This window comes from Roseibium porphyridii, from assembly GCF_026191725.2.
Lineage (GTDB): Bacteria > Pseudomonadota > Alphaproteobacteria > Rhizobiales > Stappiaceae > Roseibium > Roseibium porphyridii.
This window is the reverse complement of record NZ_CP120863.1, coordinates 1,072,215-1,087,209: the sequence shown is the minus strand read 5'-3', so window position 1 is coordinate 1,087,209 and position 14,995 is coordinate 1,072,215. Positions and strand designations below refer to the sequence as shown.

Here is a 14,995-nt window from a genome sequence, read left to right as displayed (position 1 = left end):
ACGTCAGGCGGGTGCAGCAGCGTTGCATCCGCCTTTTCTTTGTTTGGTACTGAGGCAGTTGCATGACAATTGCGATCATAATTTGTGTCGTTGTGATGCTTGGGCTCGGCTTTTGTTGGCTGGAGCGCTCAAAGGAAAGAAATGGGCAGCGCAGTCACCGGCATTGGCAGCCTGACGTTGACCAACAAAAGGCCGAAACGATCAAGAACCTCGAAAATCCACCAGATCGCTAGGCCATCTTATTCCAACTTCTGGAGACCACGTGCTCGAACTACTAACCGTTATCTCACTGACGATCGTCGTCGCAATTGTCCCGGGGCCTGACTTCGCGGTCGTTTTGCGAAACGCCCTGATCGGCGGCAGACTGGCCGGCATCATGACCGCGCTTGGCATCGCATTGGCACTGGGTGTTCATGTCTCCTACGCGCTTGCAGGCATCGGCCTGATCGTGTCCCAGTCAATACTGCTATTCAATGCACTCAAGCTGCTCGGTGCTGCCTATCTGATCTTTCTTGGGGTGACCATGTACCGGACAGCCTCAAGGGACATGCCCGGCAGTAACGGCCTCTCCGGCATGCCGCCTCTCAAGGCATTGCGTTGGGGCTTCTTCACAAATGTGACCAATCCGAAGGCCACGATGTTTGCACTGAGTGTCTTCCTGCAGGTGACTTCACCCATGACCCCGCTCTGGACGCAAATCGGCTATGGCATGATCATGGCGGGCGGCGTCTTTTTGTGGTTTGTTCTGGTCACGCTGTTCTTCACGCTGCCATCCGTGCGGTTTCAATTCATGCGCGCCAAGCTTTGGCTGGAGCGCTCCTTCGGCGTGCTGCTGACCTTGTTCGGTATTGGCATCGCCGTGTCCACCAATTCCACCCGTCCCTGACAACAGGTGTTCCCATGGCTTTCAATACACTCGACAATATCAACGACATTACCGGAAAACGGGTTCTCGTCCGTGTAGATCTGAATGTGCCGATGGACGGCGGCAAAGTCACAGACACCACACGTATTGAACGTGTTCTGCCGACAATCCGCGAACTCTCTGAAAAGGGCGCAAAGGTCGTGCTGCTGGCTCATTTCGGCCGCCCGAAAGGCGAGCGGGTGGCATCCATGTCGCTTGCACCGGTTGCACCCGCAGTCTCCAGTCTGCTCGGCAAAACGGTCGGCTTTGCGGATGATTGCATCGGCCCGGCCGCATCTGACGCCGTATCCGCAATGTCAAATGGTGATGTCCTGCTTCTTGAAAACACGCGTTTTCACAAGGGCGAGGAAAAGAACGACCCGTCTTTCGCAGAGGCCCTGGCGTCAAATGGCGACCTCTACGTGAACGATGCGTTCTCCGCAGCACACCGTGCCCACGGCTCCACAGAAGGCATTGCCAAACTGTTGCCGGCTTACGCGGGACGGACAATGCAGGCGGAACTTGAAGCGCTCAGCTCTGCGCTCGGCGACCCTAAACGGCCGGTCCTAGCCGTTGTCGGCGGTGCGAAAGTGTCTTCAAAGATTGATCTTCTGGAGAACCTCGTCTCCAAAGTCGACATGCTGGTGATCGGTGGCGGCATGGCCAACACGTTCCTCGCAGCCAAGGGCGTCAATGTTGGGAAATCACTCTGCGAGCACGACCTTGCCGATACGGCCAAGAGGATCATGTCAGCTGCGGAAGCAGCCAGTTGCGAAATCGTCCTGCCGGCGGATGCAGTGGTCGCGCGGGAATTCAAGGCTGGCGCTGAAAACGAAACCGTTTCATTGGATGCGATACCTGCAGACGGCATGATCCTTGATGTCGGTGTGGCATCGATCGAAACCGTCGCATCCAAGATCGATACGGCCAAAACGCTGGTTTGGAACGGTCCGCTCGGTGCGTTTGAGATTGAACCTTTCGATACGGCAACAGTTGCTGCAGCAAGGCATGCCGCCGCCAACACCAAGGCCGGCAAGCTCAATTCGGTTGCTGGTGGTGGCGACACGGTCGCAGCTCTCAATCATGCTGGTGCGGCCGATGATTTTTCCTATGTCTCGACAGCAGGAGGTGCCTTCCTTGAGTGGCTGGAAGGCAAGGAACTTCCCGGCGTCAAAGCGCTTGAAGCCTAACTGACAAGATCAGCAGGAGAACCGTCATGCAGCGAAGTTTCACAAACATCCTGACGGAGGAGGTTGCCGTGACAGCAGCCTTCTATCAGGAGATTCTAGGCTTCGAACCGCGATTTTCCGCGGACTGGTTCGTCAATCTTGCCGACCCGAATAACCCGGCCCTGGAACTTGGTATCCTCAAGCAATCAAGCGAGATTGTTCCGGCAAGGGCCCAGCGGGCCCCTGCCGGAGTAATCCTGACATTTGTCGTTGATGATTGTGATGCCGTCTATGAAAAGGCGCTCGCGCAAAATGCAAACATCGTCGAAGCTCCCCGGGAAATGCCTTATGGCCAGCGGCGCATGATCCTGCGTGATCCGGCAGGTACATTCGTTGATATCAGTTCCCCGAGCACATGATCGAAGCTGATACAGGTCCGGCAGCAAATTTATTTTTATTTCCAAATTAAATACGGGAGTGAAATTTCTGCCATGTCTTTGTATTTAAATTGATTTAACCGATAAGGCCCTCTTTCAACGCCGGAAAATCTTGATAGAAACACCGATGATTGACGCACCGCAACACCGGCAACGCGAATACTTGTTATGGTAAGGCTCGTTTCGCAGACACCGGATCAGGGGAGACTTTAATGGCACGTATCACCCTTCGCCAGCTGTTGGACCACGCAGCGGAAAACGACTACGGCGTTCCCGCATTCAACATCAACAATATGGAGCAGGCGCTGGCGATCATGGCTGCGGCCGATCAGACAGACGCTCCGGTGATCATTCAGGCCTCCCGCGGCGCACGTGCATATGCACATGACGTCATGCTGAAACACATGATGGATGCCGTTGTGGAGATTTATCCGCACATCCCAGTCTGCGTCCATCTGGACCATGGCAACGCACCGCAAACTTGCATGAGCGCCATCCAGGCCGGCTTCACATCCGTGATGATGGATGGCTCGCTTGAAGCGGATGGCAAAACCCCTGCCAGCTGGGACTACAATGTCGGCGTCACCAAAACGGTGACTGACATGGCTCATCTTGGCGGTATTTCCGTTGAGGGCGAACTGGGTGTCCTCGGATCACTCGAAACCGGCATGGGCGACAAGGAAGACGGCCACGGCGCGGAAGGCAAACTGAGCCAGGATCAACTGCTGACCGACCCTGAGGAAGCTGTAAAGTTCGTCAAGGAAACCAAGGTCGACGCGCTCGCGATCGCAATGGGCACAAGCCACGGCGCTTATAAGTTCACGCGTCAGCCTGACGGGGAAATCCTGGCGATGAACGTTATCGAGGAGATTCACCGCCGCCTTCCGGACACCCATCTCGTGATGCACGGGTCATCGTCCGTCCCGCAGGATCTCCAGGACATCATCAACCAATATGGTGGTGAAATGCCCCAGACTTGGGGTGTCCCCGTCGAGGAAATCCAGCGCGGCATCAAGAACGGCGTGCGCAAGGTCAACATCGACACCGACAACCGGATGGCGATTACCGGCCAAATCCGTCGCGTTTTTGCCGAAAACCCGTCCGAGTTTGATCCGCGCAAATACCTGAAGCCTGCGCGCGATGCGATGCAGAAGCTTTGCATCCAGCGGCTGGAAGCGTTCAACACGGCTGGTCAGGCATCCAAGATCAAGAAAATCATTACCCTGGCCGATATGGCTGCCCGCTACCAGTCCGGCAGCCTCGATCCAAAAACGGACTGACATCCCGTATCCCGGGACGTCAATTCATTCACTTTCTCGAAAGAGGGGCCTTGCGTCCCTCTTTTGCCGTCTTTAGGGACAAGAACCCGATTTGTGATTGAACAGGACCTGACCACCGTGAACCGCCCGCGCCTATTTCTCGTTACGCCGCCGGAATTCGATCTGGCCGAACTGACAGGCAAACTCGATCAGGCCTTTGCAGGTGGTGATATCGCCTGTGTGCTCATCTATATGCCTGGCGCAAACACAAAGGATCTGCAAACAACAGCTGAAACGCTCGTTCCCATTATTCAAAAGGGAGGAGCTGCGGCGATCGTCTATCGCGACACACAGGCAGCCGGCCGGTCCGGTGCCGATGGCGTCCACGTCGACACATCTCTGGATGACCTGAAACTCGCCGTTGAGAGCTTCCAGCCCGAGCGTATTGTCGGAACGGGAGGCACAAAGCTCAAGCACGATGCCATGGAATGGGCGGAAACCGGCGTAGACTATCTCTTCTTCGGCAAACTGGATTTGGCCGAAAAGGAAAATGCACATGCCAAGACGCTTTCTTCCGCCTCCTGGTGGGCCGAGCTTTTCGAAACACCCTGTGTCGCACTTGCAGGAAACTCCATGGAGACCTTGGCCGAGGTCGCGGCAACAGGAGCCGACTTTGTTGCGGTCAAGGATGTCATTTGGCAGTCTGATCGAGACACATCCGACCTGATTGCCGAGGCAAACAAAATATTGGACGCTCATCCATTTCCCGATATCGATCAGACTTAAAAAAGCCGGAGCCGGATCTATGCCGTTAGTTGGGACAAATCTTAGCTTGAGAAGCTGGACCGGGATCCTGGTGCTGAGTGGTATCTTGACGGGTTTTTCATCTGTCGCATCATGGTCTGAAGCCCTGGCAAAAGAGACGGGAGAAAAGGAAACTGAAGAAAACCAGCCGGCCGAAAACGATCCGGACAAACCGCTTCCGGTTTTGATCGATGTGACCACCGCCGACAAGACCCTTTTGAGCATCGTCGATGCAGGGCCGCCCAAGCTGTCCGAGGACGAAACCGCGGACGCAACCACAGCTTATGCGGCTTTTCAACGAGGTTGGTTTTTGACAGCGCTCGGCCTGGCGACACCGCTTGCCGAAGGCGGAGACCAGTCCGCCCAGGCATTGCTGGGCGTGCTGCATGAGGCAGGCCTCGGGATCAAGCAGGACAAAACCAAGGCTGCTGACTGGTACCGTCTTGCTGCGGACAAGGGCGACAACGGCTCAGCGATGCAACTCGCCCAGTTCTATCTGTTGGGAGATGGCGTCGACGTCGACAAGAAGAAGGCGGCCGATCTCTTTGAACAGGCAGCCAATGCGGGCAACGCTTCGGCACTCTACAATCTCGCGCTGCTTTATCAGGAAGGCGAAGGCCGCCCCTTCAACGAACAAAGGGCGAGAGAACTCCTGGAAGAAGCAGCTCAACTGAACGATCCGGAAGCTCAATATGCCCTCGCCCTTTCCTATCTTGAAGCCCAGAGCGGCCTGAACGATCCGGGCCAAGGCGCTTTCTGGATGGGCAGGGCAGCACGGCGTGGGCACACATCAGCGCAGGTCTATTACGGTATCCTGCGCTTTCAGGGAAAGGGCGTTGATCCGGACGAAGCAGAAGCTTCTGACTGGTTCGAACGCGCAGCCACGTCAGGCAACCCGGTCGCAATGAACAGGCTTGCACGCATCTACGCCTTCGGAAGAGGCCGGGAACAGGATTTCGCCGCGGCCGCTGGCTGGCACCTCATTGCCCGCACGCTTGGCGTTTCTGATCTCAATCTCGATCAGATCGTCGACAGTCTGGACGAAACAACCATGGAAAACGCTCGCAAGCTGGCAGAACAGTATTCAGCAACGTTGATGGCACCGTCCGAAGATCCGGCAGCCGAAACACCTTAACGCCTTTTGCCCTCGAAACTTCACGGTGCAAAGGCCCTCGCTGAACCAAAATTGCCTTTTTTCCTTGAAACCTGCGCACTTTTGTGGTGGACAGGCGCCAGCAATTTTCGGTGCCCCAGCGTCCGCTGTTCCATGCGCCGTTCCAGATCCAAACAAATCAACAAGTCGGTCGTTCCATGAAAATCAACGGAAACGAAATCAAGCCCGGTAACGTGCTGCAGCATCAAGATACGCTTTGGGCCGTTGTCAAGGTTCAGCACGTCAAGCCAGGCAAGGGCGGTGCTTTCGCCCAGGTCGAAATGAAAAACTTGCTCGATGGCCGGAAGCTGAACGAGCGTTTCCGCTCTGAAGACAAGGTCGAGCGCGTCCGTCTGGAACAAAAGGATTTCCAGTACCTTTATACCCAGGACGACATGCTGATCTTCATGGATACCGAAACCTACGAGCAGCTTGAACTGCAATCGGAATTCGTCGGAGATCGCGCAGCCTTCCTTCAGGACGGCATGATGGTCACCGTCGAACTGCATGAAGACCGTCCGATCGGTATCACTCTGCCGCAACATGTGACCCTGGAAATCAGCGAAGCCGATGCCGTCGTCAAGGGACAGACCCAGTCCTCGTCCTATAAACCGGCACTCATGGAAAACGGCGTCCGCGTCATGGTCCCGCCTTTCATTACGGCTGGTGAAAAAATCATCGTCGATACGGGCACGCTGGAATACGTCCGTCGCGCTGATTGAGCCACCTTATTTGGCAATTTCCTTTGGCGTGTCCGGACCCGTCCGGGCGGCGCCCAACAAAAAGTGATAATTCATGGCCCGCACAGCTCTCCTCAATGTCATGACCCAAGCCGCGATCAAGGCAGGGCGTTCCCTGGTCCGTGATTTCGGTGAAGTGGAAAACCTTCAGGTCTCCCGCAAAGGCCCGGGAGACTTTGTCTCTGCTGCAGATCGCCGTGCTGAGGAAATCGTTCGCGGAGAGCTGACAAAAGCCCGCCCGACTTTCGGCCTGGTGATGGAAGAAAGCGGCGAAGTTGACGGCTCGGACGGTCAGCATCGTTGGCACATTGACCCGCTCGACGGCACCACCAACTTTCTTCATGGCATTCCGATCTTCTCGACTTCTATTGCGCTTGAGCGCGCGGGAGAGATCGTCGCCGGGGTGATCTTCAACCCCGTCATGGACGAGCTTTACACAGCCGAACGCGGGCGGGGTGCCTTTCTGAACGATCGCCGACTGCGCGTTGCCGGTCGGACCGATCTGAATGACATGGTGTTCGGCACGGGATTGCCGTTCATCGGCATGGGCGACCACGGCCGCTCCCTGCGCGAACTCAGATATGTTATGCCGGAAGTGGCGGGCATCAGGCGTTTCGGTGCAGCATCGCTTGATCTGGCCTGGACTGCGTCCGGCCGCCTCGACGGTTACTGGGAGCGAAATCTCAATTCCTGGGACATTGCCGCGGGCATCCTCATGGTGCGCGAGGCCGGCGGTTTCGTCAGCGATCTGTCCGGCAAGCCGAAGATGCTGGAAAGCGGCGATATTGTTGTCGGCAACGAAGATGCCCACAAACAGCTGCTGCGTCTTTTGAAGAAGGCCGAAGCTCCTGCGCAGGACTGATCTTCCTGAAAACCAGCAACATGCTTCACCGGCGCACCTGTTTCAGAGCGCCGGTTTTTGAGCTTTCCAGACTTTATTAAGGTTTCAGTCACGATTCACGGTTCCCAAGCCCTTAAAAATCACGCTATCAATTAGTTACATCCAATTCAGGTATTTGATTGCGCAATATGGCCCGTGAATTTGATCCCTACAGCCTGTCCAGCCCAAGGGCCTATCTGACCTTCATGATCATCTTTCTGGTGATCGTTGCCTTCATCGCTTTCATCCTGTTTCCCCAGATATCAACCGCCTTCATGAGCAACCCCGGACTGAACGGGCTGATTGTTCTGGTTGGCGTCTTCGGCATCTTGCTCCTGTTCGGACGCGTCATTCGCCTTTTCCCGGAGATCTCGTGGGTCAACAGTTTTCGGATTGGCGATCCTGCCCTCGAGACACGCTCACCTGTGCTTCTGGCACCTATGGCAGCCCTTCTCGGCAACAAGGCCGGTGATATGGCGCTGACGCCGACAACGGCGCGGTCCATCCTGGACTCCATCGGCATGCGATTGGAAGAGTCGCGGGAAATGTCGCGCTACTTGACCGGGCTTCTGGTGTTTTTGGGTCTGCTTGGCACGTTCTGGGGCCTGCTCCAGACCGTGAGTTCGGTCGGCGCTACCATCCAATCGCTGGATGTCGGCTCAGGCGATGCCAATGTGATATTCGAAGACCTCAAGGCCGGGCTGGAAGCACCGCTCTCCGGCATGGGCACCGCGTTTTCATCATCCCTTTTCGGTTTGACCGGATCGCTGGTTCTCGGCTTTCTTGATCTTCAGGCCGGACAGGCACAGAACCGGTTCTACAACGAACTGGAAGACTGGCTCTCCACGGTCACCGATATCGACCCGGAAGAAGGGCTGTTCAACACAACCGATTCTCCAGGTGTTGAACAGATTCAGTCATCGATCACAGCACTCCAGAAAACTGTCGAGGATGGCGGCAGCAAGAATGCTGCGCAGGCGATGGCGAATTTAGCGGAAGGCATTCAGGGCCTTGTCAAACATGTGCGTTCCGAACAGCAGATGATGCGCGACTGGGCCGAGCAGCAGGGCGAACAGCAAAAGCGCATAGAGAGCCTCCTCTCGTCAATTGCCGCGGCCTTCGACCGCGCCAAGGAATAACGGGAGCACTTCGGAAATGGCCGGACTGGCAGGACTGAGAGCGCGCCGCCGGGCACAGTCTACGGACTACTGGCCGGGCTTCGTTGATGCCATGGCGACGCTTCTGCTTGTGATCATCTTCCTGTTGTCGATCTTCATGATCGCGCAGTTTTTCCTGTCGCAGCAACTGTCCGGACGGGACACTGTGCTGAACAGGCTCAATGCCCAAATCAGCGAATTGACCGAATTGTTGGCACTGGAACGCGCCAGCTCCGGTGAGCTTGAGGACACCATCCTCGGGCTGCAAGCCAGCCTTTCGGATGCTGAAGCTGAGCAGTCCCGACTGCTCGGCCTCCTGGAAAGCAGTTCGGGCGCAGCAGACGCTGCCGGTGGCCGCGCAACTCGTCTTGAAAACCTCCTCGACGATGAACGTCAGGTCAGTCAGGAAGCTTTGGCACAGGTCGAACTGCTGAACCAGCAAATTGCCGCCTTGCGCCGTCAGATTGCAGCTGCGAACGCAGCTCTTGAAGCCTCCGAGGCCAAGGAAGCCGACAGCCAGGCGAAGATCGCCAGCCTCGGCCGCCGGCTCAACGCGGCTCTTGTGCAACGCGTTCAGGAATTGTCGCGCTATCGCTCCGATTTCTTCGGTCGCCTGCGCGAGATCCTGTCGCAGCGCTCCGATATTTCGGTTGTCGGCGACCGTTTCGTGTTCCAGTCCGAAGTCTTGTTCGACAGTGGACAAGAAGACATCAACCCTGATGGTGAACAGGAGCTCGACAAGCTGGCAGAGGCGATCCAGGAACTGAGCGCGCAAATACCCGACGAAATCAATTGGGTTCTGCGTGTTGATGGCCACACCGATGCACGGCCACTTTCCGGAACCGGCAGGCTTCGCAATAACTGGGAACTCTCTGCTGCGCGTGCAATCTCCGTCGTGCGCTATCTCATCGAAAAGGGCGTTGATCCCAAACGGCTGGTCGCTGCCGGCTTCGGAGAATTCCAGCCATTGGAAGCGGGAGAGACACCAGACGCCCTTGCCAAGAACCGACGGATTGAGCTGAAGCTAACCGAACGCTAAGTGACCGGTTGCACCTGTTCATCGGATGCGAGCGAGTTCCGAGCTCACTCTCGGAAAGCGGTCGGCAAGTTCGGTATCATTGAATTCCACAAGATCCACATTGGGCACTTTGACTGCTTTGCGGGAAAGCGCTTTTCCCTGCCGCATCTCAAAGGCCTGCATTGGTGCCATCCGCAGATCCATCGCACTGCCGGCTTTTCCTTGAAAGCGGGAGACCGGAAAAGCATCGGGGTCGGTCAGGACGGCCTCGAATACATCACGGCCTTGCAGGAGCAACCAAGACCTGAAGCCTTCAAAGTCATCATCCGAGCAACCGTCATTCAAAAGGTAAGCAAGCGCCCAGACGTCTTCACGGTACGCCAGGGCACACTTTTCCTGTAGCAAAGTGTCGAAAGACTTGATCGACGTCGCCTTGAACCCGGCCAAGCGCTCTACGAGCTGTTCGACCTGTCCGCCCAGGCCGTCGGCGTCGGCAAGCCCGACGATTTCCCAGAAGACATCTTCATCGATTTTTCTTGGATCGACCTTGCCGCTTGGACCGCGGCGTTCTTCTGCCGCAACTTCGTCGCGCTCTGACGCAAGGCGTTCAAATTGGGCAGGACTTGCCCCTGCCCGCTCAAAACATTCCTTCGCCGTGTCCATCATGGCCAGAAGGTCGGCCTTGTATTCAGGAACTCGCCCTGTCCAACGGTCCCAGTCAACGCGTTGCTCAGCTTCACTTTCGTTCAGATGGGGCGCTTTCTTGAAGCCACGGTTTCGCGCAGCAATCAGCTCCCAATAGTGCTGCTTGATCAAAGCCAGATAGTGTCGCCAGATCCGAATTGCCCGCTGGCCCTGCCCGGCAGATATGAGCTTCTCCAGATCGGAACGCATATCCGCATGAGGCCAGCTGAATGCGATCTCAAATGTGTAACAGTAATGCGTTTCAATCTCTTCAAAGAGCTCACGTGCAAAAAATGCGTCGATCAAACGCCGCTCGGCGTCTTTGATATAAAGGTCAAAAAGAGACTTACCTTCTTGCCGCTGCAACTGTCCCTGATGGGTCAGTTCGACGACACGTTCCATAAGACGCTCGCAATCCCTCGACACGTTGTCGAAACGCGGACGAAACATCACGTCGCCTGCGATTACAATCTCGTTCGTCATTTGCGGGCCACTCTCGATCAACAGAAAGGCTGTTCTACTGGGCGGCAGATTGCATCCAGCTTTCTTAATTTGCCGTTGCGGTTCGTATCTGAGCCGGGGCAGTAGAGCGGATGACATCCATCTTCAGATGGATTGCTACCGACTTCCTTCCCGGCTAGCTTTTTTCAGGGGATCTCGCTGCAGCGATGACCGCTGCCCGTGAAGGCAGGTTTAAGTGCTTTAAAATGGCATGGACATGGTCTTTTACGGTGGCGGGGCTGATGGAGAGATTTCTCGCAATTTCTTTATTGGACTGACCACAAACCAATAGAGCGGCGACGTCACGCTGACGGGGTGTCAATGGAGCGAAGAGATCGCTCTCGGGCACCGAGTAACCGAGAGTGACAAGTGGCGCACCGATCTGGCGACTGGCCTCCAGGTCAATTTTAAGGTTGGTCCCTTCTCTGGCCAAGGGCGCAAGCGCTGCAATCACACTTGAGGGAACAGGACGCTGGGGATCCCGGTTCAAACTTTCAAGCGCCTCGGAAAGGGCGGCAAGCACATTCGGATCAACAGACATATGGGACACTTCCATGAATGACATGCCTCTAGAGATCACAAACTTTTTCCTGGCAATGCAAGCCGGTCCGTCCGGGCAGGCACAACTGGGAGAGCTTTTTGCCGATAATGCAGAATACTCCGAACCCTTTTCCGGCCAAGATGGACCTCATCGTGGACGCGAGGCGATCCTTGCCGCTTTTGCAGCAAGCAGGACCGACGACTTCGACGATGCCGTGATAAATTTGGGTGCGGTCGAAGTCTCCGGCTCAACCATTACAGTTAAATGGACCTGTTATTCCAAGGCCATTCCCGGAGGCAGCGGCAGCGGCACGAATGTCTTTGTTCTGCAGAACGGCAAGATCATCTCGCTGAAGACAACACTTGATTTGGGATGATGCCATGAAGAACCCGGATGTGGACGCATGGCTGAGAGCCTATGACAACCCGATGAAACCCGTTCTTGAGGCAACCCGTGAACTTATTCTGCGTGCGGATGCGCGGATTGGTGAAACCATAAAATGGCAAGCGCCGACATTTGAATACAAAGGCAACCTGGCAAGTTTCTTCCCGAAGGCGAAAAAACATGTGTCGCTTATGTTTCACAAAGGCGCCCTGATACCAGGTGCCTTTCCGAACCTGGAAGGCGATGGCAAAGAAGCCCGCTCCTTCAAGATCGCCAGTCTGGATGATCTTGCCCAGAAAGAAACAGAGCTACGGTCTATCGTGAAAGCCTGGTGCGATTTGCGGGATGAAGCATAGGCGGATTCTCAACCTGCTTGACTTTTGCTTATCGCCAAGGCCTTTCAGATGGCATGCAGATCCTGAAGAACCACTGGCAGCTGATATTGATCATGGTGGTGCTGTTCCTGCTGTGGAACACACCTCTCGTCATTCCGCTTAAAATCCTGATTGTGTTCCTGCACGAGCTGTCTCATGCCATTGCTGCCATCCTGACCGGAGGCACGGTGCTCGACCTCTCATTGTCGCCAAACCAGGGCGGGCATGTGATCTCGAGTGGCGGCAGCAGGCTCATAATCTTGTCTGCCGGATATCTTGGCTCGCTGATCCTGGGTGCCGGACTTTTGATGCTCGCGCTGCGCACCGATTTCGATCGTCAAATCCTGGCACTGTTCGGCGTCGTCATGCTTCTGGTCACATTGCTCTACATCCGTGACTGGTTCCCGTTGCTCTTTTGCACGGTCACGGGACTTGGAATGCTCGCAATCGCTCGATTTTTAAGCCTCGAAATCAACGACATGGTGCTTCGGGTCATCGGCTTGTCGAGCATCTTTTACGTCCCCTACGACATATTCGACGACACAATCCGAAGATCAGGATTGCGTTCAGATGCCTATATGCTGTCAGAGGAGTTCGGCCTGCCAACCGTGTTCTGGGGCGGTCTTTGGCTGGTTTTGAGCCTGGTTGTTATCTTCTATTGCATGCGATTTGCGATCGGCGAGAACAGCAACATCCAAATCGGCCGCGTCAAGCGCAACAAAGCCTCTTGAAACAGCACTCGTGGCTGGGGTAAGGGCAAAACCTACGGCAAGGTAGCGGCCTGATAACGGCGACAATGGTCGATTGCCAGGCAAAAAAAAACCGCCGGCTGCAAACAGCCGACGGTTCTGATCGAGCGAGCGAGGAACCGATTACTTGGTCTCTTCGCCTTCAGTTTCTTCGCCTTCAGCTACATCATCGTCAGTTTCAGCCGTCGCGTCTTCGCTTGCAGGCGCATCGCCCTCTTCGCCGACTTCACTCTCATCGCTCTTCAGTGAACCGAGATTCGCAAAGACGGCGTCCGCATCGATTTCTTCTTCTTCCTCACGTTTGACCGGTTGGCTCGGGTCAAAGGAGAATGCGGCAGCGATTGCGTCTTCATTGGTCGTTTCTTCGACCGGCATCAACCTTTCGACCGGCTCACCAGCCATCGGCTGCGGAGCATTCTTGGCTCCCTTCTCAACTTCCATATCCAGCTCCAGCTGGCTGCACAGGCCGAGTGTCACAGGATCAGACGGTGTCAGGTTGGCGGAATTCCAATGCGTCCGGTCGCGAATTGCGGCAATAGTCGGTTTGGTGGTGCCAACCAGGCGCATGATCTGCGCATCTTTCAGTTCCGGATGATTGCGCACAAGCCAGAGGATTGCATTCGGACGGTCCTGGCGCCGTGAAACAGGCGTATAACGTGGCCCTTTGCGCTTTGATTCCGGCACGACCACTTTCGACCCCTGAAGCTTCAGCTGGTAGTTCGGGTCGTTCTGGGCTTTTTCAACCTCTTCACGGCTCAACTGTCCGGTCAGGATCGGATCAAGGCCCTTGATGCCCTGGGCGGCTTCTCCGTCGGCAATCGCTTTCACTTCGAGCGGATGCAGTTTGCAGAAGGACGCAATCTGCGTGAAGCTCAACGCGGTGTTGTCCACGAGCCAGACGGCGGTTGCCTTTGGCATAAGCGGCGTGTTCGCCATCGGGTAAATTCCTCTCATCGGCTCCCTCGCCCGGCGGGGCGAAAAAGCAGTGTTCCATTTATCTTTAATGGGAAGTGGGCGGAATATAGTGAAAACGCGGGGGAAACGCAAATAGGAAGGCAATCTTTGCGTCTTCCCGATCCTGCGGGACTATCACACGTCCATCGTCAGAACGATTTTGCCAATGTGCCCAGAGCTTTCCATGCGCCGATGCGCATCGGCTGCCTGGTCAAGTGGAAACGTGGAATCCATAATCGGCTTGATATTTCCCGATTCGAGCATCGGCCAGACCCTCGTCTTGAGGTTCTCGGCAATCGCCGATTTAAAAGCATCGCTGCGAGGTCGCAAAGTTGATCCCGTGTGTGTCAACCGCTTGACCATCAGACGGGAGAAATTCACCTTCTCTGAAAGTCCATTCAATGTGGCGATCTGGCATATCCGTCCCTCGACTGCGGCGGCTTTCCAGTTTCTCTCAACATAGTCGCCGCCAACCATGTCGAGGATCACATTCACCCCCTCACCATTCGTGATCTCAAGGATCGCCTTTTCAAAGGCTTGCTCCCGATAGACGATTGCGTGGTCAGCGCCCAAAGCACGAACGGCTTCTGCCTTTTCTTCCGATCCGACAGTCGTGAAGACTTCGGCACCGAACGCCTTTGCCAATTGAATGGCGGTTGTTCCGATACCGGATGTTCCGCCATGGACAAGAAACCTTTCACCACTGGCCAATCCGCATCGATCGAACACGTTCGACCAAACAGTGAAGAAGGTTTCCGGAAGGGCCGCAGCTTCGATCATTGACAGTCCCCGGGGGACTGCAAGCGCGTGACCTGCAGGCACTTTGCAGTAGGCGGCATATCCACCTCCAGGCGCAAGCGCTGTTACCATATCGCCAATCTTGTGACCGTTAGCGCTTTCTCCGCACGCAACAATCTCTCCCGACACTTCAAGGCCAGGCAGATCCGAGGCCCCTTTAGGTGGTGGATAGGCCCCCACTCGCTGGAGGACATCGGGCCGATTCACGCCGGCAGCATGCACACGGATCAGAACTTCGCCGACACCCGGCTCCGGAACGGGACGCTCCTCAAGCTGCAATACGTCCGGACCGCCTGCTTCCGAAATTGCAACAACAGACATGCTAACCGGCAATTTTTGCATGAAGATCGTTCCTTCTGGTTCATTTTGGGACTGGTCCACTGCTCGATGGCCGGACTATGGTAACTTGGCAATCGGCCGATTTGAACGTATCCAACTTTTTTGAACCGGTCCTTGTCGTTCCTGCGTCTCACATTCCGGGGAAGGAAA

General features: G+C 55.7%; 16 protein-coding genes and 1 pseudogene. 13 read left to right on the top strand and 4 right to left on the bottom strand.

Translation table 11 applies throughout. The features are described 5' to 3' along the window. The first annotated feature begins 262 nt into the window (after nt 1–262). The 10 genes from K1718_RS05165 to K1718_RS05120 all read left to right on the top strand — a co-directional run bounded on the left by K1718_RS05165 (nt 263) and on the right by K1718_RS05120 (nt 9,542). Complete coding sequence (locus tag K1718_RS05165) at nt 263–886, top strand: LysE family translocator (RefSeq protein WP_265682818.1); 624 nt, start codon at nt 263–265, stop codon at nt 884–886. 14 nt (nt 887–900) lie between these two features. Further along, complete coding sequence (locus K1718_RS05160) at nt 901–2,094, top strand: phosphoglycerate kinase (RefSeq protein WP_265682817.1); 1,194 nt, start codon at nt 901–903, stop codon at nt 2,092–2,094. 26 nt (nt 2,095–2,120) lie between these two features. After that, the gene (locus tag K1718_RS05155) at nt 2,121–2,492 is read left to right on the top strand and encodes a VOC family protein (RefSeq protein ID WP_265682816.1); all 372 of its coding nucleotides are present in this window, start codon (nt 2,121–2,123) and stop codon (nt 2,490–2,492) included. A 230-nt stretch (nt 2,493–2,722) separates the two neighbouring features. After that, nucleotides 2,723–3,790, top strand: a complete 1,068-nt coding sequence (gene fba / locus K1718_RS05150) for a class II fructose-bisphosphate aldolase (RefSeq protein WP_152499903.1) — start codon at nt 2,723–2,725, stop codon at nt 3,788–3,790. A 93-nt stretch (nt 3,791–3,883) separates the two neighbouring features. Further along, nucleotides 3,884–4,555 (top strand): thiamine phosphate synthase, encoded by a 672-nt coding sequence (locus tag K1718_RS05145; protein ID WP_209006832.1) that lies wholly within the window; start codon nt 3,884–3,886, stop codon nt 4,553–4,555. Nucleotides 4,556–4,601: 46 nt separating this feature from the next. Further along, nucleotides 4,602–5,708, top strand: a complete 1,107-nt coding sequence (locus tag K1718_RS05140; protein ID WP_209006831.1) for a tetratricopeptide repeat protein — start codon at nt 4,602–4,604, stop codon at nt 5,706–5,708. A gap of 176 nt (nt 5,709–5,884) precedes the next feature. Beyond that, the gene (gene efp, locus K1718_RS05135) at nt 5,885–6,448 is read left to right on the top strand and encodes an elongation factor P (protein ID WP_152499901.1); all 564 of its coding nucleotides are present in this window, start codon (nt 5,885–5,887) and stop codon (nt 6,446–6,448) included. 73 nt (nt 6,449–6,521) lie between these two features. Then, complete coding sequence (locus K1718_RS05130) at nt 6,522–7,328, top strand: inositol monophosphatase family protein (RefSeq protein WP_152499900.1); 807 nt, start codon at nt 6,522–6,524, stop codon at nt 7,326–7,328. A 167-nt stretch (nt 7,329–7,495) separates the two neighbouring features. Beyond that, nucleotides 7,496–8,485, top strand: a complete 990-nt coding sequence (locus K1718_RS05125; protein ID WP_265682812.1) for a flagellar motor protein MotA — start codon at nt 7,496–7,498, stop codon at nt 8,483–8,485. Between the two features lie 25 nt (nt 8,486–8,510). Continuing rightward, nucleotides 8,511–9,542: a peptidoglycan -binding protein gene (locus K1718_RS05120; RefSeq protein WP_265684667.1), complete on the top strand. Its 1,032-nt coding sequence runs from the start codon at nt 8,511–8,513 to the stop codon at nt 9,540–9,542. Nucleotides 9,543–9,560: 18 nt separating this feature from the next. Here K1718_RS05120 and K1718_RS05115 read toward each other — a convergent pair whose 3' ends face one another. Together K1718_RS05115 and K1718_RS05110 are read right to left on the bottom strand one after the other, a co-directional pair. Next, entirely contained in the window at nt 9,561–10,688 is a 1,128-nt protein-coding gene (locus tag K1718_RS05115) for a DUF4240 domain-containing protein (RefSeq protein WP_265682810.1), read from the bottom strand. Nucleotides 10,689–10,842: 154 nt separating this feature from the next. Next, entirely contained in the window at nt 10,843–11,247 is a 405-nt protein-coding gene (locus K1718_RS05110; protein ID WP_247649346.1) for a helix-turn-helix transcriptional regulator, read from the bottom strand. A 13-nt stretch (nt 11,248–11,260) separates the two neighbouring features. On the opposite strand from K1718_RS05110, the gene K1718_RS05105 reads away from it, so the two are divergent. Genes K1718_RS05105 through K1718_RS05095 form a run of 3 tightly spaced genes read left to right on the top strand, consistent with a single transcriptional unit; the run spans nt 11,261 to nt 12,736 of the window. After that, nucleotides 11,261–11,623, top strand: a complete 363-nt coding sequence (locus tag K1718_RS05105) for a nuclear transport factor 2 family protein (protein ID WP_152499895.1) — start codon at nt 11,261–11,263, stop codon at nt 11,621–11,623. Nucleotides 11,624–11,627: 4 nt separating this feature from the next. Continuing rightward, nucleotides 11,628–11,987, top strand: coding sequence for a DUF1801 domain-containing protein (locus K1718_RS05100; RefSeq protein ID WP_265682807.1), 360 nt, complete (start codon nt 11,628–11,630; stop codon nt 11,985–11,987). A gap of 17 nt (nt 11,988–12,004) precedes the next feature. Next, nucleotides 12,005–12,736 carry a M50 family metallopeptidase gene (locus K1718_RS05095; RefSeq protein ID WP_265682806.1) on the top strand — a complete coding sequence of 244 codons (732 nt, stop codon included), beginning with the start codon at nt 12,005–12,007 and terminating at the stop codon, nt 12,734–12,736. A gap of 222 nt (nt 12,737–12,958) precedes the next feature. Here the strand turns inward: K1718_RS05095 and K1718_RS05090 are convergent. Together K1718_RS05090 and K1718_RS05085 are read right to left on the bottom strand one after the other, a co-directional pair. Continuing rightward, nucleotides 12,959–13,690: pseudogene (locus tag K1718_RS05090) on the bottom strand (DUF1013 domain-containing protein); the annotation flags it as partial. A gap of 153 nt (nt 13,691–13,843) precedes the next feature. Next, nucleotides 13,844–14,848: an NAD(P)H-quinone oxidoreductase gene (locus K1718_RS05085; RefSeq protein ID WP_152499893.1), complete on the bottom strand. Its 1,005-nt coding sequence runs from the start codon at nt 14,846–14,848 to the stop codon at nt 13,844–13,846. Between the last annotated feature and the right edge of the window lie 147 nt (nt 14,849–14,995).